We start from the raw sequence: 22,165 nt of genomic DNA, 5'->3' as shown, positions 1-22,165 counted from the left end.
TGCCCCCTGCTAGGTGCGCTTTGGGGGCATCTCTTGCAACGCTATGAGACAAGGGGGAAAGAAAAAAGCCCGCTGTGTGCGGGCTTTTGAGAGGTCGTGATACGTTGTGATACTTGTATTTGGTGGGCCCCCCGAGAGTCGAACTCGGCACCAACGGATTCCGGTTTGTGTGGCTTTCGCCACTCCCTGGACTATGCCTTCACCATGGCTTTCGCTACAGGTGGGCGCCGTCTAGTCTCTACACCTTCAACGATGCTCGCGCACCGAAGCTTGGCTCGGCGTTGCCGTATGCGTTGCCGCACCGTAGGTTTCGCCGAATTTGACGCCATCCCGTACGCAGTTTCCACACGTACGGCACAAATTTTATGAGTCCGCTGCTCTAACCAGGCATGAGCTAGAGGCCCGTAAGCCCGCGGTGTGCTGCGGGCTTTCGTGAAGGGGTCAGCCTTCGCCGTCGAGGAAGCTGCGCAGCTTCTCGGAACGGCTGGGGTGGCGCAGCTTGCGCAGTGCCTTGGCTTCGATCTGGCGGATCCGCTCGCGGGTGACGTCGAATTGCTTGCCGACTTCTTCCAGCGTGTGGTCCGTGTTCATTTCGATGCCGAAGCGCATGCGCAGCACCTTGGCTTCGCGCGGGGTGAGCGAGTCCAGGATTTCCTTGGTGGTGCCCTTCAGCGAGGAATACAGCGCCGCTTCGGCCGGGGCCAGGGTGGCGGTGTCCTCGATGAAGTCGCCCAGATGGGAGTCGTCGTCGTCACCGATCGGCGTTTCCATGGAGATCGGCTCTTTTGCGATCTTCATGATCTTGCGGATCTTGTCTTCCGGCATTTCCATCTTCTCGGCCAGGGTGGCGGGATCCGGTTCGGCACCGGTTTCCTGCAGGATCTGACGCGAGATGCGGTTCATCTTGTTGATCGTCTCGATCATGTGCACCGGAATGCGGATGGTGCGGGCCTGGTCGGCGATCGAGCGCGTGATGGCCTGACGGATCCACCAGGTGGCATAGGTCGAGAACTTGTAGCCGCGGCGGTATTCGAACTTGTCCACCGCCTTCATCAGGCCGATGTTGCCTTCCTGGATGAGGTCGAGGAACTGCAGGCCGCGGTTGGTGTACTTCTTGGCGATCGAGATCACCAGACGCAGGTTGGCCTCGGTCATCTCACGCTTGGCACGGCGCATCTTCGCTTCGCCGGTGCTCATCTGCTTGTTGATTTCCTTCAGGTCCTTGAGCGGGATCTGGATGTGTTCCTGCATGTCGATGAGCTTCTGCTGCTCTTCGAGAATGGCAGGCTGCATGCGCATGAGCGTGCCGGCATAGCTGGCGCCCGAGCTGATTTCGCCCTTGAGCCAGTCGAGGTCGGTTTCATTGCCCGGGAAGGACTTGATGAAATGCGGACGCGGCATGCCCGAGCGCTCGACGCAGAGGTCGAGGATCTTGCGTTCATGCTTGCGCACGTTTTCCACCATGTGGCGGACGCCGTCGCAGAGATGCTCGATCTGGCGCGCGGTGAAGCGGATGTTCATCAGCTCGGCGCTGATCTGCTCATGCAGCTTGGTCACGGCCTTGTCCTGCGGGCCTTTCTTGACCAGCACGGGCATCATCTTCTCGTAGAGGGCGCGAATGGTCGCGAAGCGCTCCAGAGCGTCGGCCTTGAGCTGGATCAGCGAAGCGCTGACGGCGCCGGAGCCGCCTTCTTCATCTTCCTCGTCCTCGCTGTCGGATTCTTCTTCGCTTTCCTCTTCTTCGGCTTCCGGCATTTCTTCGGCGGCCTCGACGGCGTTCGGGTCCACCAGGCCGTCGACGAGTTCGTCGATGCGCATCTCGTCCTTGGCGACCTTGTCGGCGAGCGCCAGAATTTCTGCCATGGTCGACGGGCAGGCCGAGATGGCGATCACCATGTGCTTGAGGCCTTCCTCAATGCGTTTGGCAATTTCGATTTCGCCCTCACGGGTCAGGAGTTCGACCGTACCCATTTCGCGCATGTACATGCGTACCGGGTCGGTGGTGCGACCGAATTCGGAGTCGACGGAAGAGAGCGCCTGCTCAGCTTCTTCTTCCGCGGCTTCATCGACCGAGGCGGGTGCTACGCCGTCGGTCAGCAGCAGGTCTTCTGCTGCGGGGGCTTCGTCAAAGACACGGATGCCCATGTCATTGAAGGTCGAGATGATCGATTCGATCTGCTCGGCGTCGACGAGGTCGTCCGGCAGGTGGTCGTTGATCTCGGCGTAGGTCAGATAGCCGCGTTCCTTACCCAGAGCAATGAGGCTCTTGAGGCGCGTGCGGCGGACTTCAGCGTCGTTGCTGTTGTCGGTCGGCACGAGGTCAATGGGAAGAATCTTGTTCTTTTCCTTGCCCCGAACCGCCTTTGCTTTAGGGGTGTCTTTGCGAGCTTCTGGTGCTTTTTCCTTGGCCATCGGGATCCTCGGTTCAAGGGCGAGTTAATTCGGGAAAACCGTAAATTCTAGTTGATCAGGCAGACTTCTGTCCAGATCTAAGCTGCTGTTTTTCCGCGGGAAGCTCCACGTAGCGCCGCTTTTCGTCGGGGCTCAGGGCTTCGCCGTGGGCGAGTCGTTGTTGCAGATTCTGGAACTCGTGGTCGAGCGCCGCGATCTGCAGATTGACGAGGTGTCCGTCGAATTCGACACGTGCCGCTTTCAATTGTTCGATCCGTGTCTCGTCGTCGGGCTTGGGGGTGTTCCTTCCGGAAGGAGCGTCCTCGTCACTTCGGTTGAGCAGTTCTTTCAGGAGTTGGCGGCGGGCGTCGTCCTGGCTTGTTTCGTAGAGGGCTGCCAGGGTGGCCGGGCCGAAGTGGTCGTGGTCGTGAGCGTCGCGAAAACTCTGCAGCAGTTGCGCTTCAATGCTCTCGCCCAGCAGATCGTCCAGCGTGCCGGGCAGGCGATCCAGCAGCTCCGGAAAGCGGGCGGTCAGTTGCAGCAGCTGCCGTTGCGGTCCGGCAGGCGCTACCCGTTGCGCGCGTGGTCGCGCCGCAGCGCCCTTCTTGCTCTTGAAGGCAGGACGCAGTCCGAGTGCCAGGCTGACTTCGTCCGTGCTCATGCCAGCGTCATCGGCCAGAAGGCGAATGGTTTGCAGCTGCAGGATCGGAGCTGAAATTTTCGGGATCAGCGCTTTGGCGTCGTGCACCAGCTTGGCCCGTTCCTCCGGAATGCTCAGGTCGAGATCGGCGCGCAGGGTCTGGAGGAGGAATTCGGACAGCGGCATCGCGTCGCTGGCGGCGCGCTTGAAGGCTTCAAGGCCTTCGGCACGGATGAAGCTGTCGGGGTCGTGTTCCGCAGGCAGGAAAAGAAAGCGGACCTCCCGATCGTCGGCGAGCTGGTCCAGTGCATTCTCGAGTGCTCGGGTTGCGGCTTTGCGGCCCGCCTTGTCGCCATCAAAGCAGAAGACGACCTTCTCGGATTGCCGGAAGAGCTTCTGGATGTGGGTTGCGGTGGTGGCGGTGCCGAGCGTGGCGACGGCCGAGCCGAACCCGTATTGGGCGAGGGCGACGACGTCCATGTAGCCTTCGGTGACGACGACCATGCCGGATTCCCGGATTGCTTGCCGTGCCTGGAACAGGCCGTAGAGTTCCCGGCCTTTCTCGAACAGCGGTGTTTCCGGCGAGTTGAGGTATTTGGGTTCGCCTTGTCCGATGACGCGTCCGCCAAAGCCGATGATGTGCCCGCGCTGGTCGATGATGGGAAACATCACCCGGTCGCGGAAGCGGTCGTAGCGGCGACCGGCGTCATTCTGGATGACCAGGCCTGACTCGAGTAGTGCCGGACTGTCATAGTCCTTGCCGAAAGCCTCGCGCAGGGCATTCCAGTCGTCGGGTGCGTAGCCGATGCCGAACTGGCGCGCGATTTCGCCGGTCAGGCCGCGCTGCTTGAGGTACTCGATGGCCTTGGGCGAGCGGCGCAGCTGTTCCTGGAAGAAGCGTGATGCGCGGGTGGTGGCGTCGAGCAGCGAGCTCAGCTGGGCGCGATCCTGTTGCGGCGCGTCGTCTTCAGGGACTTGCAGGCCGCATTGCTGGGCCAGGTCCTTGATCGCGTCGCGGAATGACATTCCGCAGTATTCCATCAGGAAACCCACGGCCGTGCCGTGAGCGCCACAGCCGAAGCAGTGGTAGAACTGCTTGGTGGGGCTGACCGAGAACGACGGGCTCTTCTCGTTGTGGAAGGGGCAGCAGGCCATGTAGTTGGCGCCGCCCTTCTTGAGAGGAACGTAGCGTTCGATCAGGCCCACGATATCGGTGCGGGTCAGTACATCCTGAATGAAAGACTCTGGGATCACTGTTCGGTCTGGTTTGAACTGCAGGGCGTGGCGGCCGGGCCGCCACGATGGGCTCCGGTTCAGCGGGCCAGTGCGGCCTTGACCTTGGCGGAGACGGCCGTCATGTCCGCGCGGCCGGCGAGCTGGGGCTTCAGGATGGCCATCAGCTTGCCCATGTCGGCCGGACTGCTTGCGCCGCTCTGGGTGATGGCGGCGGCGACGGCAGCTTCGATTTCGGCGTCGGACAGTGCAGCCGGCATATAGGCGGCAAGTACCGCGATCTCGGCCTTCTCGATGTCTGCGAGGTCCTGTCTGCCGGCGCTTTCGTACTGGCTGACGGAGTCTCGTCGCTGCTTGATCAGCTTGTCGGCAATGGCAATGACGCCGGCGTCGTCGAGCGTGATGCGCTCATCGACTTCCTTTTGCTTCATGGCAGCCATGAGCAGCCGGATGGCGCCGAGACGCGCGGTTTCCTTGGCGCGCATGGCGGCCTTCATGTCCTCGGCAATGCGTTCTTTCAGGCTCATCGTGAATCCTTGATCAAAAACACAAAAACCCGACTGCCATCCCGGCGTCGGGTCTTGCTTCATGCAGCCTTGCCCATGGTACCGACCTGCGGCACCCGAAAATCAGAAGAGCTTCGGCGGCAGGGTCTGGCTGCGCAGACGCTTGTGGAGGCGCTTGACTGCAGCGGCCTTCTTGCGCTTGCGCTCAGTCGTGGGCTTCTCGTAAAACTCGCGAGCACGCAGTTCGGTCAGCGTGCCAGCCTTTTCGATGGTGCGCTTGAAACGGCGGATAGCAACTTCAAACGGTTCGTTTTCTTTGACGCGTACACCAGGCATTCTGTGTTCCTTGCTGGACAGACTATGTGAAGAGCTCGCCACTATAAAGCTTTCAAGTCGAAAAACCAAGTCCACATTTTCAGGGCGGGGCTGCGCATGCGCTAGAATGCCGCGCATGAGTACTTCGCAACTTGTCCTGGGCATCGAGACCTCCTGCGACGAAACGGGGATTGGCCTGGCCTCTACGGCGAATGGTCTGATCGCGCACAGGGTGTTCTCGCAGATCGACATGCACGCCGCTTACGGAGGCGTGGTGCCTGAACTGGCGTCCAGGGATCATGTGCGCCGCATCGTTCCCCTGATTCGCGAGACGCTCGCTGCGGCAGGGGGCGGCCTCGATGATCTGGATGCTATCGGTTATACGACAGGCCCCGGGCTGGCCGGCGCCTTGCTGGTCGGTGCGAGCGTGGCAGAGTCGCTGGCCCTCGGCCTGGGCATTCCCGCCGTTCCGATCCATCACCTCGAAGGCCATCTGCTGTCTCCGATGCTGTCTTCCGCGCCGCCCTCGTTTCCTTTCGTGGCCTTGCTGGTCTCGGGTGGACACACCCAGCTGATGCGGGTGGGTGGGGTGGGGGATTATGTGTTGCTGGGTGAGAGTGTGGATGACGCGGCAGGGGAGGCTTTCGACAAGACGGCGAAACTGCTGGGCTTGCCTTATCCCGGCGGGCCGATACTTTCCCGGCTGGCGACGCAGGGAAAGGCTGGCAGTTTCAGATTGCCGAGGCCGATGAAAAATTCGGGGGATCTGATGTTCAGCTTCAGCGGCCTGAAAACGGCCGTGCTGACGGCGACACAGAAGCCGGATTTCACGCCGGACCGGACGGCCGATCTGGCGGCCGAATTTCAGGAGGCGGTGGTTGATGTGCTGTGCGTCAAGGCGCGGGCCGCTCTTGCGCAGACGGGCCTGGATCAGCTTGTGGTTGCCGGCGGAGTCGGTGCAAACGCCCGCTTGCGCGAGCGCCTGCAGCGGGACATTGGCCGTCGGGGCGGCAAGGTGTTTTTCCCTGAGCTCGAATATTGTTCCGACAACGGCGCAATGATCGCGTTTGCCTGCGCAATGCGCTTGCGCGAGGGGCGCGTGGCCGCTCTTGCTTCGGACGGCGCTTTTGCCGTGCGGCCGAGATGGCCGCTGGCGGAGATTGATGCTGCCGGATCCTGAGGGTTTCAGGCGCTTTTTTTCTTGCTGCCGATCTTGCTCTCCTGCCCCTTCAGCAGGCGGGAGATGTTCTCCTTGTGACGCCAGATCAGAACGATCGTCATGACCATGGCTGCGATGGTCCAGTGTTCTGCGCCGGTGATCCATTGCGTCAGCGCGGGCGCTGAAATGGCGGCGACGATCGCAGCAAGGGATGAATAGCGGGAGAGCGCCGCCGTTGCGATCCAGACCAGCAGCACGGCACCGCCGAGCCCGGGATGAATGCCAATCAACACACCGGCTGCCGTAGCCACGCCTTTTCCGCCCTTGCCACGGAGGAATACCGAGAATACATGGCCGAGGAAAACCGCGACCGCAATCCAGGCCAGATCCATCGCCTGCAGCCCCAGGTCGCCGGCGAATGCGCGTGCCGCCCAGACCACCAGACCACCCTTGGCGGCGTCGCCGATGAGGGTGAGCAGCGCGGCTTTCTTGTTGCCGGAGCGGAGGACGTTCGTTGCGCCCGGATTGCCCGAGCCGAAACTGCGCGGGTCGGAGAGGCCCATGGCCTTGCTCACGACGACTGCAAAGGGAATCGAACCGATCAGATAGGCGAGGACAAGCAGGGGTAGAATCAGTGACATTTCAGTTGCGGCCCGAGGCCGGATTGGCATTCATGGATTTCATCTTTATCGAAGGCATGCTCGTGGATGCCAATGTCGGCATTTTTCCGCGCGAGCGGTCCGCCTCGCAGCCACTCGAAATCAACATGACTTTCGGCGTTCCGGATGCGGCTGCGTTGCGCGATGATATCGCGGATACGGTTGGATATGATCAGGTTGTGGAGCGGATACGTGAGGTCCTGCTTCTGCGGCAATTCAATCTGCTCGAAACCCTGGGGGAGTTTGTTGTTGGCCTGATGTTCGAGGAATTCAATGTGCCCTGGGTGCGGGTTTCGATCGCCAAGCCGGGCGTGATGAAGAATGTTCGCAGGGTTGGCGTATTCATCGAGCGCGGGCGGAATGGTGAAGAACCGCCGAATACCGGGCTGGGGCCTTTCGGATTGCCGCGCAGTTGAGAAGACCCCAACAAAAAAGCGACCCGCGGGTCGCCTTTTTGTTTTCGGGGGCGCTGTTTCAGCCCTTGATTGCCAGGTCAGCGAGCGACTTGCCGGCTGCCAGTGCGTCAGCCACCCAGATCGGCTTGCGGCCACGGCCGGTCCAGGTCATCGAGGCGTCTGCCGGGTTGGCGTATTTTGCGGCAACCTTGCCACGCGGCTTTGCGACCGCTTTTTTGGCGCGCGGCGCCTTGCTGGCCTTGCCGGCGCCCTTGGCCGATTTGCCATCCAGCAGCGATTCGAGCGAAATGCCGTGCTTGGCTGCAACGGCCTTCAGCTCTTTCATTGCCTTTTCCTTTGAGCTGGTTTCGCGCTTGGCGATTTCGGCCTTGATGGCTTCTGCGGCCTGGTTCAGGTCTTTTTCACTAGCCTTGTTCAATTGCGATTTGGTCAGCAGCATGATTATCCTTTTCTAACGGGGCAGCCTGGCAGGAGGTCGGGCATTGACGGTTGGAGCCGCCGGTAATGCATGCGCAAGATCCGGCAGATATCTTCTGTATTTATTCTGCCATCAGGAAAGCAATAAATGCAAATGCTGAATCAGCTTATTTGGCTGAATTCACAGGATATTTCAATCTTCCTCAAAGGAGGTCATGCGCGGGGGTGGTGGCGCGAATGAAGCTGGCGCAAGCGCTCACGGGCAACATGGGTATAAATCTGGGTGGTGGAAATGTCGGCATGCCCCAGCAGCAATTGGACCACGCGAAGATCTGCGCCGTGATTGAGGAGATGAGTGGCAAAGGCGTGACGGATCGTGTGGGGGGAAATCATTTCCCGCGGGATCCCCGCCACGGCCGCATGCTGCTTGATGACCAGCCAGAACATCTGCCGTGTCATCGGACCACCGAAGCGCGTCAGGAATACATGTTCATCGGGATTTATCTGCAGCCGCGGACGGCATTCAAGCAGGTAGCGCTCGATCCATTCGAGCGCCCATTCTCCGAGCGGAACGAGTCTTTCCTTTGATCCTTTTCCGGTAATGCGGACCAGCCCCTGGGTGCGATCCAGTTCGCCTAGTTTCAGATTGACGAGCTCCGAAACCCGCAACCCGCTTGCGTAAAGCGTTTCAAGCATCGCGCGATCGCGCAAACCGAATACCGAATCGATCTCCGGCGCAGCAAGCAGTGATTCGACCTGCGCTTCGGTCAGGGTGCGTGGAAAGCGCTCAACCGGAATGGGCGTGCCGAGTTCCAGGCTCGGATCGCGCTGGATTTTTCCCTGTTGCAACAGGTGACGGAAGAAGCGTCTCAGGGTTGAAAGTACGCGACGCTGGCTCGAGGGTTTGCTATGCGCCGAGAGCTCGGAAAAATAGCGTGCAAGCGTGTCGGCAGAGACATCCTGTATTGGAGTGTTGTCCGTGTTTTCGAGCCAGCGGGATAAAAGAACCAGGTCACGCCGATACGCTTCGAGCGTGTTTCGGGACAGCCCGTCCTGCAGCCAGATGTCGTCGATGAATGCATCGATTTCCGCGTTGTGCGCGCTCGTGGGGACCTGCATGTTTCAGGCGCCTTCGTGTTGCAGGAGCCACAGTTTCGTCTGCATCAGCCATCCTGATTCGGCATGTGCGAATCCGCCATTGCCGTGTTTGCCGAGGACGCGATGGCAGGGGGTGAACAGCGGGAAGGGATTGTCGCCGCAGGCTTGACCCACTGCCCGTGCAGAAGAATCGAGCCGGGCCGCCAGTTCTCCGTAATAAGCCGTTCGACCGCGTGGAATTTCACGGATCAATTGCCAGACGTCCTGCTGGAATCTTGTGCCGCATGGTGCAAAAGGCAGTGCCGGCGCCGGCGTGCCATCCAGCCAGTGCGCGACTGCGGCACACAGCGATTGCTCGAGCGGCGTTTGCCGGTTTTTAAGCGGCGTTTCCGGATGCAGAAAAAGAATCGAGGTGATCTGGCCGAGTTCGTTTGCCTGCATGCCGAGTCTGCAACTCGGCAAGTCCATGAGCGCGGGAAGGCTGTCAGCAGGCGAGCGCATGATGGCTCCGAACGGGCTTCGAACTGCGACCTCCTGTGTGTGGCTCGCAATTCGGAAGGGCATGGGCCAGCAGCGATCCTGCGCTGGATTTTTCCAAGGGCCTGCCGGTCCGGACTTCATTGTGTGAATTAGCGAGCCCGTTTGGCCGGCAGCAAACTTCACTTGAGTTCCACAGGTTTCGTAATGTTTGCGAGGATATGCAATATGAATGAATGGCCAGCGCGTTTTTCAGCCTGTAAAAAGCGCTGGCCAACCTGGAGAAAATGTACGGCCATGCCATCGGCATCAAGTCGCGCGCGGGCAACTGTCTGCCGGTAGCACGGGCATTCATGCGCGGACTTCGCCGTTGCCGAATACGACCCATTTCTGCGAGGTCAGGCCTTCGAGCCCGACCGGGCCGCGGGCGTGGATCTTGTCGGTAGAGATTCCGATTTCGGCCCCCAGTCCATATTCGAATCCGTCTGCAAAACGGGTGGACGCATTGATCATGACCGAGGCGGAGTCGACCTCGCGCAGGAAGCGCATGGCCTTGCTGTAGTTTTCGCTGACGATCGCATCGGTGTGCTGCGAGCTGTAGCGGTTGATGTGATCGATGGCCGCGTCGAGCCCGTCCACGACCTTGATGGCGATCACCGGTGCCAGATATTCCTCGGACCAGTCCGATTCCTGTGCCGGCACGAGCCGGGCGCCGGCGATGCCCGCGGCGCCGAGAATGGCGAGCGACTCGGCGCAGCCACGCATTTCAACCCCACGCCCGGCAAGCATGGCGCCGACGCGCGGGAGGAGTTCGGCGGCACGCGAGCGTGCGACGAGGAGGGACTCCGCCGTATTGCAGGTGCCGTAGCGCTGGGTCTTGCTGTTTTCCACGATCGGGATCGCCTTGGCGGCATCCGCTTCGTCATCGAGATAAACGTGGCAGTTGCCGTCCAGGTGCTTGATGACCGGCACACGCGCATCGCGACTGATGCGTTCGATGAGGCCCTTGCCACCACGCGGCACGATCACGTCAACGAATTCCGGCATGGTGATCAGCTCGCCGACCGCCGCGCGATCGGTCGTCTCGATGATCTGCACGCCGGCAGCGGGCAGGCCGGCTGTTTCGAGCCCTTCGCGCACGCAGGCTGCAATCGCCTGATTGCAGTGCAATGCTTCCTTGCCGCCGCGCAGGATGGCCGCGTTGCCGCTCTTGATGCAGAGACCGGCTGCGTCCGCCGTCACGTTCGGGCGGGCTTCGTAGATGATGCCGATCACACCCAGCGGAACGCGCATGTGGCCGACCTGGATGCCTGAGGGGCGCCGCTTGACGTTGCTGATCTCGCCGATCGGGTCGGGCAGGGCGGCGATCTGTTCGAGGCCGGAGGCCATCGACTCGATGCCTTTGGCTGACAGCGTCAGGCGGTCGATCATGGCGGGCTCGAGCCCGTCGGCACGAGCCTGCTCCAGGTCGCGTGCGTTGGCCGCGAGCAGCTCGGGCGCGCGCGCGCGGAGGCTGGCTGCGATCACGCACAGTGCCTGATTCTTGGCGGCGGTGGAGGCTGCGGCCATCTGGCGCGACGCAGCGCGGGCCTTGCGGCCGGTGTCTTGCATGTATTGCTGGATATCCATGGTTTCTGGCGGGTCAGGCGTTGCGGAACTCCCTCCATTAGAGCATTCCCGGGGCTATCCGGGAAACCGCTTGGGCGCCGTCGGCTTGACCACGCAGGCGCTGCGCGCGACACTCGCGCCCCCATGCTGCGTCAGTGCCTGCTTATCCTGCTCTCCCGCGTTCCGGCGGCTTCGCTCTGGCGTGACGCCGGCTTTCTGCGCCTGTTTGCCGCCAACGCGCTCTCCGCGCTGGGCACGGCCGTCTCACTCATGGCCTTGCCGCTGACTGCGGTCGGCCTGCTCAACGCCAGTGCGACCGAGATGGGCATTCTTGCGGCCTGCGAGCTGCTGCCTTTCATTACCATCGGCCTGCCGGCCGGTGTCTGGATTGATCGCGCCAGCAAGAAGCGCCTCGCGGTGATCTTCAATCTTGTCGCTGCCGCGGGGCTGGCGCTGGTTCCGCTCGGTCATGAGGCTGGTTTTCTGTCGATGGGCGTGCTGTATGCAGTGGGCTTCATCGTGTCGATGACGGAAGCCATCGGTGGTTCGGCCACGCAGGTGCTGGTCACGCTGCTGGTGGGGCGCGAGCGTCTGGTGCTGGCCAACAGCAAGCTCTCCGCATCGACTTCGGTTGCCCAGGTCTGCGGGCCCGCACTGGCGGCCCTGCTCATTGCCGGGGTCGGCGCGCCGCTGGCGGTGAGCATTGATGCGCTGAGTTTCGTGGTGGCTGCCGTGCTGATCGGCAGCATCCGGCTGCACGAAGAAATCACGCCGCACGCCGGCGTTTCCGTGGTGGCGCAGATCCGCGAGGGGCTGATGCTGGTCTGGCAGACGCCGATGCTGCGCGGTCTCGTTGCCGTGGTGGCTGCCTGGATCATCATGTCGGATGCGTTCAAGGCGCTCTACGTGCTGCATGCCGCGCGCAATCTCGGGCTGGGCGAGGGGGCGATCGGTTTGATCAACAGTCTGGGCGCGCTGGGCGGGCTGGCCGGCGCGCCGCTCGCGCACGGAGTGGAGCGGCGCTGGGGCATCCGCACGGCCCTGATTGCCGGCGTGGCACTGGCCGGTTTGGGCTATCTGCTTTATGCCGTGCCACACGGCGGCTGGCCTCTGGCCGCGCCGCTGGCGGGGCTGGCGCTGTTCGTCTTCAATGCCGGCAGCACGCTGTACGTGATCAATTACCTGAGCCTCCGTCTGGCCGTCACGCCGGACGGGCTGCTCGGGCGGATGGTGACGTCGATGCGTTTCGTGACCATCCTGCCCGGCCCTCTCGGCACCATTGCGCTGGGCCATGCGGCAGACCGCGTGGGCCTGCCGCCGGTGTTTGCCGGGCTGGGCCTGTGCTGCTTCGTCATGGCGGTGTGCGCCTGGTTCTGGCTGCCGCGTCAGACGCGATTGACGGACTGAGTGCCGCGGCGCTCAGCCTGCCTCCACATGACCGGGGGCGCTGTTGAGCAGACCGGTTTCCGAAAGGCGCCCGAGCTGCAGGTAGCGTTCGTACTGACGCAGCACATCGGCGATGATTTCGTCGTGGCTCATGTATTGCACGTCGTACCCCGCGCGGCCGTCTTCGAAGAAAGTCACCGGTTCGGTCACCGAGCGTTCTTCCTTGCGCAGCGGGTTCAGACGGCTGAGCGTGCGTGTCTGGGGGCGCACGCCGTAGACGAAGTCACGCGCATGGCGCCGCGGGACGGTCAGCGAGATCGATCCGTCTTCCGCGCTGTCGATACGGGCTGGCTTGCCGCGTGCCTGCAGGTCACCCGCGAGCTCCCGCAGGGCGGGTTCGGCCACTTCCTGGATGAAGGCACGGGCTTCGTCAGGCGTCGAGAGCCGCAGCAGATGATCGAGCCGGTCGCGCCACTTCGAGCCGTTCCAGAAACTCGTGGCCGGAGAAAGCTCGCGTGAGGAATGCAGGTGATCGCCGATCAGTGCCCGCCACAGACCGAGGCAGGACGCGAGAATGATCAGCGAGAAGGGCAGGGCCGCGATCAGCGTCATGGACTGCAGTGCTTTCAGCCCCCCGACGCTCATCAGCAGTGCGGCGCTCAAGCCCAGGATCACCGCCCACATCAGGCGCTGCCACACAGGTGAATCGTCCCGCCCCTTGCTGGCGATGCCGTCGAGCACCAGCGCGCCCGAGTCGGCCGAGGTGACGAAGAAAACGATGATCAGCAGTACCGCCACGCCGGAACTGATGCCCGAGCCCGGCAGCAGGTCGAGAAAGTTGAACAGCAGGGCGTCGGCATTGCTCGCCACCGAAGACAGCGCCTGGGCAGCGCCATGCGTGTCGAACCAGATCGCGCCATTGCCGAAGACGCTCATCCACAGGAAGTTGAAGGCACTGGGAACCAGCAGCACGCCCAGCACGAACTCGCGGATCGTGCGGCCGCGCGAGATGCGGGCAATGAAGAGGCCGACAAAGGGTGACCAGGAGATCCACCACGCCCAATACACGATGGTCCAGCCCGAAAGCCAGCCTTTCTTTGCCTCGTCGGCATAGGCGAAGGTGCGGAAGCTGAGCCCCACGATGTCGCTGAAGTAGGCGCCGAGATTTTCGGTGAAGCTCTGCATGATCACGCTGGTGGGGCCGGCAAAGAGCACGAAGAGCATCAGCCCGATGGCCAGCAGCAGATTGAATTCCGACAGACGCTTGACGCCACGCCCCACGCCGGTTGCGGCCGAAATGCCGGCCAGGCTGATGACGGCGGCAATGGTCACGTAGCGGAAGGCCGGGCTGGAGGTTTCCATGCCCGTCAGGCGATGCAGGCCGGCCGAGAGTTGCAGCACGCCATAACCCAGGGTGGTCGCGATGCCGAACACCGTGCAGACGAGTGCGAACACGTCGACCGCATGGCCGACCGGCCCGTTGATGCGATGACGCAGGAGCGGGTAGAGCGCAGAGCGGATGGTCAGTGGAAGGTTGTAACGGAAGCCGAAATACGCGAGCGCCAGGCCGACCGTGGCATAGATCGCCCAAGCATGCAGGCCCCAGTGGAAGAAGGTGGTGACGAGCGCTTCGCGCGCAGCCGCGGGCGTACCGCCCACCGCCGTGGCTGGCGAGCTGAAGTGCATCACCGGTTCGGCTACCCCGAAGTAGAGCAAGCCGATGCCCATGCCGGCCGCAAAGAGCATGGCCAGCCAGGAGGGATAGCTGTATTCGGGCGTGGCGTCGTCGGGGCCGAGACGGATATCGCCATACGGGCTGCTGGCCAGAATGACCAGAAACAGCAGGAAGGCCGCCACGACAAGTACGTAGTACCAGGACAGGCGGGCACCGATCCAGGCCTGGCCTGCGCTGAAGAAGCCCTCCGCCAGCGTCGGGTCGAATGCGCAGAGGCCCAGCAGCAGAAGGATCAGCGCGAGGCCGGGGATGATGACGGGAGCGCTGAGCGTGCAGCGCCAGAACTTGGGGGTGGGGTCAGACATGTTTCCTCCCGGGCAGATGCTCCGGGCTGCCAGACGACAGGCAGCCGGAGCAGACGTGGCGCCGTGTCTGCGGCGCCGCTTCCTGGCGACCTGGGCCGCGAGGGGCCATGGTCGCTCATTTTCTGACAGCGGACTGTGTCAGTCGGTTGCGCGATCGAGCGCCTTCAGGGCTTCGGGATCGTCCGCGTCCTGCATTCGGGCGGCCAGGTCATCGAGCGGCACGACCCGTGGCGAAAGGGACGCCAGCCAGCGGGTAGCGCTGCGTTCGCCGGCATCCAGCGAGTGTCGCAGTCCGGTCAGCAAGGTTCGCGGCAGGCGGCAGAACACGGGCTGCCAGTAAGCGCCCCAGCTGGCGACCGCAGGCGAGCTGCCGGACATGCGCGCGGCATACTCGGGCGGCAGCAGCGGCGCGTCGGTCGGACAGCACAGGATTTCGTCGCCGGAGAGGGCGGTGAGCGCGGCTTCGATGCCCGCCAGCGGACCGGGAAAGTCCGGCCGCAAATCGGACACCACCAGGTGGCCGAAGGCGCGATAGGACTCGAGATTGCGGTTGGCGACGATCAGCAGCTCATCAACCTGGGGTGCCAGGGCTTCCACGACCCACGCCACCATCGGGCGGCCCCGGAACAGGATCAGCCCCTTGTCCTGCCCACCCATGCGGCGGCTGGCTCCACCTGCGAGGATCACCCCGGTTGTGCGCATCGGGCTCAACCGCCGATGTATGACATTTCGATTTTCCGGGAAGGCGCCGTCGCACTGCTGCGCAGCTCCGAATAGCGGTCAGTGCGTGCATGCCAGACGCTGCCGATCCAGGCCGCCAGCTCGGCGTCCGTGCGGCCTTCGCGGAGCAGGGCGCGCAGATCGTGACCGGTGCTGGCAAACAGACAGGTGAAGAGCTTGCCCTCGGGTGACATGCGCAGCCGGCTGCATTCGTGGCAGAAGGCGCGGGTGACCGACGCTATGACACCGATTTCTCCGCCACCATCCACATAGCGCCAGCGTTCGGCAACCGCGTCGGGTGTGGGGCGGTCAAGCGCCTCGAGCGGGAACTCGCTGCCGATGCAGGCGAGGATTTCCTGCGCGCTGAATACTTCATCCATGCGCCAGCCATTGCTGCTGCCAACGTCCATGTACTCGATGAAACGCAGCACATGACCGGAGCCGCGGAAGTGCCGGGCGAGCGGCAGGATCTGGTCTTCATTGAGACCGCGCCGCACCACCATGTTCACCTTCAGCGGCAGCCCTGCTGCCTGGGCCGCATCGATGCCGGCGAGCACTTCATTCACGCCGCAGCCCGCATCGCTCATGCGGCGGAAGCTCGCGTCGTCGAGCGCATCCAGGCTGACGGTGATCCGGTGCAACCCGGCCGCCTTGAGGTCTGCGGCATGGCGTGCCAGCAGCGCGCCGTTGGTGGTCAGCGTGAGCTCCAGCCCTGGAATTTCCGCCAGCATTGCAACCAGTCTGGGCAGGTGTTTGCGCATCAGCGGCTCACCACCGGTCAGGCGGATCTTGCGTACGCCCAGTTGCGCGAACACGGCGGCGAGCCGCGCGATTTCCTCGTAGCGAAGGATCTCGTCATGGGCGAGGAAGGCGTGATCGCGGCCGAACTTGTCGCGCGGCATGCAGTAGGTGCAGCGGAAGTTGCAGCGGTCGGTGACCGAGATGCGCAAGTCATGCAGCGGACGGCCCAGACCGTCGAGCACTTCGCCGGCGGGCGCAGCCGATGCGACGGGACGACGCAGTGAGGAGAGCGGCAGCAGGATTTCTCCGGATTTCATGCGCCTCATTATGACCGCGCCGGCCGCCTGAAGGAATTGCGGCGAGACCTGACCCGGCGCAGCGCTGTTTTTGATTGACCCTCTCGCCCGAAAGGTCACGCCCGAAAGCACTGTCGGATCGCTGCTTACGTCTTTCGACATAGGTGATGAGCGCCCGCTGCTGCCATGCCTGATGCGAGAGCTTGCAGGGCTTGCGCTGAGACCGGTCGACAAATTTCGCGTCGCTTCCGGCGCCCTTTCTTGCCATGGTTTCCCGCGTTGCGGGTTACGGCGTCCGATCAGGCGTACGGGTTGTAGGAAAACGCGGACGCAAGACCCTCAAGCCTCCTGCTGACTAGGGTTTTGAAGCATCAAGCCCCCGCGCCAGAGTCCGTATCAGACCCCATGTCCAGCCGGTTTTACGGCCAGGACTGGCGCCGCAGCCTCTGCGGTCATACAGGGCGGCGCGCAAGACGCCGCCATCGGACAGTGCAAGTGGTGATCAACATGAACAAGAAATACAGACTTCTCCCTGCCGCAATGCTTCTGCTTTCCTGCGCAGCCGCCCAGGCTGCCGAGGACGGTGTGCTTTCCTTCCTGTCGGATCTGAACCGCAGCAAGGAGTCTCTGGGTTATGCCGTGGCGAGTGGTTTTCGCTCGAAGCACATGTCGACGCGTGTCGATTACAACGAAAACAACCGCGGTGTCGGCATCCGGATCCCCGGCGGCTGGACGACCGGCGGTTATTACAACAGCATTCGCCGCTATTCGGTCTATGCCGGACGCGAGTACCAGTGGCGGCTGACCGGTCCGGACTGGCTTCAGCTTCGCGCCGGGGGCGTGGTCGGCGTGGTCTCCGGTTATGAGGATGGCATCCGTCCTGGCGGCACGAAGCATGGCATCCACCTGATGGCCTTGCCCGAACTCGTGCTGGCGGGGCCGCATGTGGAGCTGGCGATGCTCTACATTCCGTCCGCAACCAAAACCCCGGCAACCCTGGCCGCACAGTTGCGGATCACCTTCTGACGCGTGGCCGGAGATGTGGTGCCGGCCATGATGCTGACGGCATGGGTTTGAATGATGCTGATGCTTGAGCCCACGCCCTGACTCGACGAGCCGTTTTTGCCGGCGGCGGACCTTGTCGGCACGGGCGCCCGGCCGCACGGCGAGGCGCGCAAGCCAGCTTTTACGGGCAGACCTGCAGGGTCAGCGGAGCGTCGCCGGCAGGCAGCGTCTTGCAGCGCTTGCCTTCGCAGATCCGGTATTGGCCGCCATGGATCGAGTTGGCCAGCGTGAGGCGTGACTGCGGCGCCAGCGGGGGCCGGTAGTGCCAGCTTCCCTGGCGCAGGACGGCGTCCGGCGGAATTTCCATGCCGGCGCCGGTGCCCTGGATACGTGCCTCGACCAGGCGCAGTTGCTGGCCTGCCACCTGCCAGTCTTCCTCCCAGCGCAGGCGCTGCACCGAGTGCTGCCAGCTCAGCGTGAAGGCATCCTGCGCGATGAGTTGCAGACTGCCCGCGATGAGCGCGCAGACCGTCGCGCTCATTGCAGGACTCGTTGCAGGCGCTGCCGGCGCACGATCTGCCAGGCAAAAAAGGCCGCTGCGAGCGAAAAGCCGGCTTCGTCCGTCATGGGCGCCGCCGCGACCAGCAGCACGGCCGCCATCAGCGCGCCGACGCGCTCCAGCGCCCGCAGCGGCAGCAGTGCATGGCCAGTGACCGTCGCGGCCCAGAGCAGGATCGCAATCACGCATTTGAATACGATGTAGATCACCGCCAGCAGGCCGGGATTGCCCTGCAGCATGAGTGCCGGGTCATAAACCGCGATGAAGGGAATCGTGAAACCGGCGATGGCGATCTGTGTCGCTTTCAGGCCGATCTGCATCGGCGGCGCCTTGGCGATCGACGAGGCGGCAAACGCGGCGAGCGCCACCGGAGGGGTCAGGTCGGCCATGATGCCGAAGTAGAACACGAACATGTGTGACACGATCAGCGGCACGCCCAGCTGGAGCAGGGCCGGCGCCGCGATGGAGCTCGTGATGATGTAGTTCGGAATGGTCGGAATGCCCATGCCCAGCACCAGGCAGACCAGCATGGTCAGCACCAGCGAGAGGATCAGGCTCTTCTCGCCGACATGCACCACATAGCCGGCAAAGCTGGTTGCCGCGCCAGTGAGTGTCAGCACGCCGATGATCACGCCGACAATCGCGCAGGCCAGCCCGACCGGCACGGCCTGGCGGGCGCCGTCGACCAGGGCCGTGTGCAGTTTGTGCAGCGTGGCCTGACCGCCGTGGATCCGGCTGCAGGCGAGCACCAGCACGGCGACCAGCGCAACGATCGCGCTCACGCCGATCTGCCGTCCGTTGTATTCGAGGCGGAAGGCTGCCGCTGACAGGCCGATGGCAATCCAGAGCAGGATGCGGAAGTGCAGCGGGCCGATGCGGGCCGCCAGTGCTACACCCAGGATCAGCACGGCAGTGAGGGCGAGTCCGGTCAGCCCTGCGTACATCGGGGTGAAACCGTGGAACAGCATGGCGACGAGCACGGCCAGCGGCGCGACGAGGTACCAGTCCTGCCGCAGCGCCTGCCATGGGTTCGGACACTGGTCTTTCGGCAGTCCCTTGAGCCCACGGCGCAGCGCCTCGAGATGCACCATCGCGAAGGCTGCGAAGTAGTAGAGCAGCGCGGGCAGGACGGCGGCCTTGACGATGGCGGAGTAGGGCAGGTTCAGCGTCTCGGCCATGATGAAGGCGACGGCCCCCATCACCGGCGGCATGATCTGCCCGCCCATCGAGGCGGTAGCCTCCACTGCGCCGGCAAAGGCCGGGCTGTAGCCGTAGCGCTTCATCAGCGGAATGGTGAATTGCCCCACGGTCAGTACATTGGCGACGCCCGAGCCGGAAATTGTTCCCATGAAGCCGCTCGACACCACGGCCACCTTGGCCGGGCCGCCCCGAGCGGAGCCCACCAACCCCAGCGCGAAGTTGTTGAAGAGATTGATCATGCCGGCCTGCTCGAGAAAGGCGCCGAACAGGATGAACAGGAAGATGTAGGTGGCAGAGACCAGGGTCGGTGTGCCGTAGATGCCGTCCCCACCGAGGAAAAGCTGGTTCACGATCTGCCCGAAGTCGTAGCCGCGGTGGGCGAGGTCCCCGGGCAGATACTGACCGAAGAGGCCGTAGGCCAGGAAGATCGCGCATACGAGCGGCAGCGCCCAGCCCATGATGCGGCGGGTGGCTTCGAACAGCAGCGCGACCTCGATCACGCCGATCGCCAGTTCGAATTGCGTCGGATCGCCGGCATGCTGGATCACGGCGGATTCGTAAATCCAGTGGTAGAGCCCGATCGCGAACGCGACTGCGCCCAGCAGCAGATCATGCCAGGGCAGTCGGTCCAGCCGGCTGCGCGTGCTGAACGGGTGCAGCACGAATGCCAGCGCCAGCAGGAAGCCGACATGGATGGCCCGCGTCGGCAGGCTGGAGAGTGGATGAAAGGCTGCTACCGTCAGCTGGTAGAACGAGAAGCACAGCGCGAGCAGGACGAAGAAGCCGTGAGCCAGTCCGCTCAGGCTGCGGCGCGTGCCGTGCTCCTCGAAGTCGGCAGCAGGCGCATGACCGTGGGACAGGGCTTGGGACGAGTCGTGCATGGTCGCGTTCTCCTGCCGGCGTGCAGTGCCGCCGGCGGACTGGGCTTTGCGGGATTTACTTCAGTGCGCCGGCTTCGCGGTAATAGCGCTCGGCGCCGGGATGCAAGGGGATGGGCAGCCCCTTGGCGGCGGTGGCCAGTTCGATGGATTTCGCTGCGCTGTGCGAGGCGGCCAGTTGCGGCAGGTTCTCGAACATGGATTTCGTCATGCGATAGACGACCTCCTCCGGCACGGCCTCGCTCGTCACGAGCATGTTGCGGATGGCGACCGTAGGAACGTCTGCGGTTTGATTCGGATAGGTGCCCTTCGGGATGCTGGCGCTCTGATAGGCCGCGTCGTCAATCTTCCGGGCCACCTCGACCGGAATGGCGACGAGGGTGATGTCGACCGCGGTGGCGAGATCTTTCACGAAAGCGGCATTGAGCCCTGAGGACTGGATGGTGGCGTCCAGCTGGCGGTTCTTGAGCAGTTCGACGGACTCCGCGTAGCCCAGGTATTCGACCTTGCCCAGATCCGGATAAGCCATGCCGGCGGCCTTCAGGATCTCGCGCGTGTTGAGTTCGGTTCCCGATTTGGCTGCACCGACCGACACGCGCTTGCCCTTGAGGTCTGCCAGCGTCCTGATGCCCGAATCCGTGCGCGCAATGATCTGGATGTAGTTGGAGTAGATGCCGCCGATGGCGCGGAGCTTCTTCAGGGGCGCCTTGAATCCGGCCTCGGTATTGCCGCGCCAGGCATCAGACACCGAGTCGCCCAGCGCGAAGGCGACTTCGCCCTTGCCGTCCTGCAACAGGTTGAGATTTTCGACCGAGGCCTTGGTGGCCTGCACCGAGGTTTTCGCTTCGGGCAGCACCTTGCCGTAAATCTGCGACAGACCGACTCCCAGGGGGTAATACACGCCGCTGGTGCCGCCGGTGAGGATGTTGATGAACTGGGGCGCGGCCCAGGTGCCTGTCGAGAGGATGAGGCTGCCAAGGGCGAGGACGAGTCTGCGCATGTCGGTCTCCTGTTGCCGGCCCGGTTGCCGTGCCGGCGAAACGGTTGGGTGGTGAGGGCGATCGGCAGGCTCTGCGGCCCGTCCGCCGATCAGGCTAAACCTGCTCATTCACCGCAGACATTGCGGATATCCCGCGGGCATGCGCCGGAAAACAAAAAGGACGCCCGAGGGCGTCCTTCCGATGCGGCGGGCAGGTCGCTTATTTCGGCACGCTGCCTTCCACGCCTTCCACGTAAACAGTCATCTTTCTCAGGTCGGCGTCTGCCATGGTCTTGCCGGCGGGGACCAGTTCCTTGCCGGTGTTGTCCTTGAGCGGGCCGGTGAAGGGGTGAAGCGTGCCGGCCTTGATCGCGTCACGACGCTCTTCGGCCAGCTTCTTCGCATCAGCCGGAGTCGAAGGACCGAAGCCGTCGATGTTCACGGCACCTTCCTTCACGCCATACCAGATGTCGGTGGTCTTCCAGCTGCCTTTCTGGACCTTTTCGATCTGCTCGTTGTAGATCACCCCCCAGTTGAGCACCGATGCGGCCAGCTGGGCCTTGGCGCCGAACTTGGACATGTCCGAGTCCCAGCCGAAGGCGTACACACCCTTTTCCTGCGCGGTCTGCACCACGGCGGGCGAGTCGGTGTTCTGCATCAGCACGTCAGCCCCTTGCGAGATCAGCGCCAGCGCGGCTTCGCGCTCCTTGCCCGGATCGAACCAGCCATTCACCCAGATCACGCGGGTCGTGGCCTTCGGATTCACGCTGCGGGCGCCGATGGTGAAGGCGTTGATGTTGCGCACCACCTCGGGAATCGCGATCGAGCCGACCACGCCGAGCTTGCCGGTCTTGCTCATCTTGCCGGCCACCACGCCCAGCATGTAGGCGCCTTCATAGGTTCGCACGTCATAGATGCCGAGGTTCTTGCTCGTCTTGTAGCCGGTCGCGTGCATGAACACGGTCTTCGGGAACTGACGCGACACCTTGTCCATCGCGTTCATGTAGCCGAAGGAGGTGGCGAAAATGATCTTGTGGCCCTTGGTGGCGAGGTCACGGATCACGCGCTCGGCGTCGGCGGTTTCCGGCACGTTTTCAACGAAGGTGGTCTGGACGGCGTTGCCGAACTTCGCTTCGACAGCCTTGCGGCCGACATCGTGGGAGTAGGTCCAGCCATGGTCACCGGTCGGGCCGATATAGAGGAAGCCGGCCTTGAGCGGCTCGGCGGCGTGGGCCGTGCCGAGGGCGGCCAGGGTCAGCGAAACGGCCGCGACGCGGCCAAGATGTTTCAGCAGTTTCATCAGGAGTCTCCTGGATAGCGATGGGAAGAGCGCTGGATGGCACCGGGCGGCCACCCATAAACGCGGGATTATGACCCTAATCAGCGCTGGAAGGCTCATTGATGCTCATCAAAGGGGGCGGGGCTGATAGACTCCGCCCATC

20 protein-coding genes are annotated in these 22,165 nt (G+C 63.2%); 4 read left to right on the top strand and 16 right to left on the bottom strand.

Annotated features, from left to right (window positions below):
• Positions 1-441: 441 nt before the first annotated feature.
• The 4 genes from rpoD to rpsU form a co-directional block, all read right to left on the bottom strand.
• Positions 442-2,412, bottom strand: coding sequence for an RNA polymerase sigma factor RpoD (rpoD, locus tag ABDB87_RS02725; protein ID WP_345923879.1), 1,971 nt, complete (start codon positions 2,410-2,412; stop codon positions 442-444).
• A 55-nt stretch (positions 2,413-2,467) separates the two neighbouring features.
• On the bottom strand, positions 2,468-4,285 hold the full coding sequence (dnaG, locus tag ABDB87_RS02720) for a DNA primase (RefSeq protein WP_345923877.1): 1,818 nt from the start codon (positions 4,283-4,285) through the stop codon (positions 2,468-2,470).
• A 59-nt stretch (positions 4,286-4,344) separates the two neighbouring features.
• Entirely contained in the window at positions 4,345-4,791 is a 447-nt protein-coding gene (locus ABDB87_RS02715; RefSeq protein ID WP_345923875.1) for a GatB/YqeY domain-containing protein, read from the bottom strand.
• A gap of 102 nt (positions 4,792-4,893) precedes the next feature.
• Complete coding sequence (rpsU, locus tag ABDB87_RS02710) at positions 4,894-5,106, bottom strand: 30S ribosomal protein S21 (RefSeq protein ID WP_345923873.1); 213 nt, start codon at positions 5,104-5,106, stop codon at positions 4,894-4,896.
• A gap of 115 nt (positions 5,107-5,221) precedes the next feature.
• On the opposite strand from rpsU, the gene tsaD reads away from it, so the two are divergent.
• Positions 5,222-6,265 (top strand): tRNA (adenosine(37)-N6)-threonylcarbamoyltransferase complex transferase subunit TsaD, encoded by a 1,044-nt coding sequence (gene tsaD, locus ABDB87_RS02705; protein WP_345923871.1) that lies wholly within the window; start codon positions 5,222-5,224, stop codon positions 6,263-6,265.
• Positions 6,266-6,270: 5 nt separating this feature from the next.
• Here the strand turns inward: tsaD and plsY are convergent, their stop codons facing one another.
• The gene (gene plsY, locus ABDB87_RS02700; RefSeq protein WP_345923869.1) at positions 6,271-6,885 is read right to left on the bottom strand and encodes a glycerol-3-phosphate 1-O-acyltransferase PlsY; all 615 of its coding nucleotides are present in this window, start codon (positions 6,883-6,885) and stop codon (positions 6,271-6,273) included.
• Between the two features lie 32 nt (positions 6,886-6,917).
• On the opposite strand from plsY, the gene ABDB87_RS02695 reads away from it, so the two are divergent.
• Entirely contained in the window at positions 6,918-7,319 is a 402-nt protein-coding gene (locus ABDB87_RS02695; protein ID WP_345924676.1) for a dihydroneopterin aldolase, read from the top strand.
• Between the two features lie 58 nt (positions 7,320-7,377).
• On the opposite strand, the gene ABDB87_RS02690 is transcribed toward ABDB87_RS02695, so the two are convergent.
• From ABDB87_RS02690 to ABDB87_RS02675, 4 genes are all read right to left on the bottom strand, one after another.
• Positions 7,378-7,758 (bottom strand): H-NS histone family protein, encoded by a 381-nt coding sequence (locus tag ABDB87_RS02690; protein ID WP_345923867.1) that lies wholly within the window; start codon positions 7,756-7,758, stop codon positions 7,378-7,380.
• A 191-nt stretch (positions 7,759-7,949) separates the two neighbouring features.
• The gene (gene xerD, locus ABDB87_RS02685) at positions 7,950-8,855 is read right to left on the bottom strand and encodes a site-specific tyrosine recombinase XerD (RefSeq protein ID WP_345923865.1); all 906 of its coding nucleotides are present in this window, start codon (positions 8,853-8,855) and stop codon (positions 7,950-7,952) included.
• 3 nt (positions 8,856-8,858) lie between these two features.
• Positions 8,859-9,275 (bottom strand): methylated-DNA--[protein]-cysteine S-methyltransferase, encoded by a 417-nt coding sequence (locus tag ABDB87_RS02680; RefSeq protein WP_345923864.1) that lies wholly within the window; start codon positions 9,273-9,275, stop codon positions 8,859-8,861.
• A 387-nt stretch (positions 9,276-9,662) separates the two neighbouring features.
• Positions 9,663-10,940 carry a glutamate-5-semialdehyde dehydrogenase gene (locus ABDB87_RS02675; protein ID WP_345923862.1) on the bottom strand — a complete coding sequence of 426 codons (1,278 nt, stop codon included), beginning with the start codon at positions 10,938-10,940 and terminating at the stop codon, positions 9,663-9,665.
• A 123-nt stretch (positions 10,941-11,063) separates the two neighbouring features.
• Here ABDB87_RS02675 and ABDB87_RS02670 point away from each other — a divergent pair, with 123 nt between their 5' ends.
• Complete coding sequence (locus ABDB87_RS02670) at positions 11,064-12,326, top strand: MFS transporter (RefSeq protein WP_345923860.1); 1,263 nt, start codon at positions 11,064-11,066, stop codon at positions 12,324-12,326.
• 12 nt (positions 12,327-12,338) lie between these two features.
• On the opposite strand, the gene ABDB87_RS02665 is transcribed toward ABDB87_RS02670, so the two are convergent.
• From ABDB87_RS02665 to moaA, 3 genes are all read right to left on the bottom strand, one after another.
• Entirely contained in the window at positions 12,339-14,345 is a 2,007-nt protein-coding gene (locus ABDB87_RS02665) for a BCCT family transporter (RefSeq protein ID WP_345923858.1), read from the bottom strand.
• 138 nt (positions 14,346-14,483) lie between these two features.
• The gene (mobA, locus tag ABDB87_RS02660; RefSeq protein WP_345923856.1) at positions 14,484-15,047 is read right to left on the bottom strand and encodes a molybdenum cofactor guanylyltransferase MobA; all 564 of its coding nucleotides are present in this window, start codon (positions 15,045-15,047) and stop codon (positions 14,484-14,486) included.
• A 5-nt stretch (positions 15,048-15,052) separates the two neighbouring features.
• Positions 15,053-16,123, bottom strand: a complete 1,071-nt coding sequence (gene moaA / locus ABDB87_RS02655) for a GTP 3',8-cyclase MoaA (protein ID WP_345923855.1) — start codon at positions 16,121-16,123, stop codon at positions 15,053-15,055.
• 486 nt (positions 16,124-16,609) lie between these two features.
• Between moaA and ABDB87_RS02650 the strand changes: the two genes are divergently transcribed.
• Complete coding sequence (locus tag ABDB87_RS02650; RefSeq protein ID WP_345923854.1) at positions 16,610-17,128, top strand: hypothetical protein; 519 nt, start codon at positions 16,610-16,612, stop codon at positions 17,126-17,128.
• A 160-nt stretch (positions 17,129-17,288) separates the two neighbouring features.
• Here the strand turns inward: ABDB87_RS02650 and ABDB87_RS02645 are convergent, their stop codons facing one another.
• The 4 genes from ABDB87_RS02645 to ABDB87_RS02630 form a co-directional block, all read right to left on the bottom strand.
• On the bottom strand, positions 17,289-17,648 hold the full coding sequence (locus tag ABDB87_RS02645; RefSeq protein ID WP_345923851.1) for a DUF1850 domain-containing protein: 360 nt from the start codon (positions 17,646-17,648) through the stop codon (positions 17,289-17,291).
• Positions 17,645-19,747 (bottom strand): TRAP transporter permease, encoded by a 2,103-nt coding sequence (locus ABDB87_RS02640; protein WP_345923849.1) that lies wholly within the window; start codon positions 19,745-19,747, stop codon positions 17,645-17,647. Before ABDB87_RS02640 ends, ABDB87_RS02645 begins: the two co-directional genes overlap by 4 nt.
• A 55-nt stretch (positions 19,748-19,802) precedes the next feature.
• The gene (locus tag ABDB87_RS02635; protein ID WP_345923848.1) at positions 19,803-20,744 is read right to left on the bottom strand and encodes a TAXI family TRAP transporter solute-binding subunit; all 942 of its coding nucleotides are present in this window, start codon (positions 20,742-20,744) and stop codon (positions 19,803-19,805) included.
• 199 nt (positions 20,745-20,943) lie between these two features.
• Positions 20,944-22,023 carry a BMP family ABC transporter substrate-binding protein gene (locus ABDB87_RS02630; protein WP_345923847.1) on the bottom strand — a complete coding sequence of 360 codons (1,080 nt, stop codon included), beginning with the start codon at positions 22,021-22,023 and terminating at the stop codon, positions 20,944-20,946.
• Between the last annotated feature and the right edge of the window lie 142 nt (positions 22,024-22,165).

It is taken from the genome of Uliginosibacterium paludis (genome assembly GCF_039631355.1).
Lineage (GTDB): Bacteria > Pseudomonadota > Gammaproteobacteria > Burkholderiales > Rhodocyclaceae > Uliginosibacterium > Uliginosibacterium paludis.
Note: the sequence above shows the minus strand (reverse complement) of the source record. Positions and strands in the feature narration are given on the sequence as shown.

Bases quoted from the DNA above. Each gene is read 5' to 3' on its own strand.
- ABDB87_RS02675 (WP_345923862.1), bottom strand. From the start codon at position 10,940: ATGGATATCCAGCAATACATGCAAGACACCGGCCGCAAGGCCCGCGCT.
- rpsU (WP_345923873.1), bottom strand. From the start codon at position 5,106: ATGCCTGGTGTACGCGTCAAAGAAAACGAACCGTTTGAAGTTGCTATC.
- plsY (WP_345923869.1), bottom strand. From the start codon at position 6,885: ATGTCACTGATTCTACCCCTGCTTGTCCTCGCCTATCTGATCGGTTCG.
- ABDB87_RS02680 (WP_345923864.1), bottom strand. From the start codon at position 9,275: ATGCAGGCAAACGAACTCGGCCAGATCACCTCGATTCTTTTTCTGCAT.
- ABDB87_RS02645 (WP_345923851.1), bottom strand. From the start codon at position 17,648: ATGAGCGCGACGGTCTGCGCGCTCATCGCGGGCAGTCTGCAACTCATC.
- ABDB87_RS02665 (WP_345923858.1), bottom strand. From the start codon at position 14,345: ATGTCTGACCCCACCCCCAAGTTCTGGCGCTGCACGCTCAGCGCTCCC.
- ABDB87_RS02715 (WP_345923875.1), bottom strand. From the start codon at position 4,791: ATGAGCCTGAAAGAACGCATTGCCGAGGACATGAAGGCCGCCATGCGC.
- tsaD (WP_345923871.1), top strand. From the start codon at position 5,222: ATGAGTACTTCGCAACTTGTCCTGGGCATCGAGACCTCCTGCGACGAA.
- ABDB87_RS02640 (WP_345923849.1), bottom strand. From the start codon at position 19,747: ATGCACGACTCGTCCCAAGCCCTGTCCCACGGTCATGCGCCTGCTGCC.
- ABDB87_RS02695 (WP_345924676.1), top strand. From the start codon at position 6,918: ATGGATTTCATCTTTATCGAAGGCATGCTCGTGGATGCCAATGTCGGC.
- ABDB87_RS02650 (WP_345923854.1), top strand. From the start codon at position 16,610: ATGAACAAGAAATACAGACTTCTCCCTGCCGCAATGCTTCTGCTTTCC.
- moaA (WP_345923855.1), bottom strand. From the start codon at position 16,123: ATGAAATCCGGAGAAATCCTGCTGCCGCTCTCCTCACTGCGTCGTCCC.
- ABDB87_RS02630 (WP_345923847.1), bottom strand. From the start codon at position 22,023: ATGAAACTGCTGAAACATCTTGGCCGCGTCGCGGCCGTTTCGCTGACC.
- mobA (WP_345923856.1), bottom strand. From the start codon at position 15,047: ATGCGCACAACCGGGGTGATCCTCGCAGGTGGAGCCAGCCGCCGCATG.
- rpoD (WP_345923879.1), bottom strand. From the start codon at position 2,412: ATGGCCAAGGAAAAAGCACCAGAAGCTCGCAAAGACACCCCTAAAGCA.
- ABDB87_RS02670 (WP_345923860.1), top strand. From the start codon at position 11,064: ATGCTGCGTCAGTGCCTGCTTATCCTGCTCTCCCGCGTTCCGGCGGCT.
- xerD (WP_345923865.1), bottom strand. From the start codon at position 8,855: ATGCAGGTCCCCACGAGCGCGCACAACGCGGAAATCGATGCATTCATC.
- ABDB87_RS02690 (WP_345923867.1), bottom strand. From the start codon at position 7,758: ATGCTGCTGACCAAATCGCAATTGAACAAGGCTAGTGAAAAAGACCTG.
- ABDB87_RS02635 (WP_345923848.1), bottom strand. From the start codon at position 20,744: ATGCGCAGACTCGTCCTCGCCCTTGGCAGCCTCATCCTCTCGACAGGC.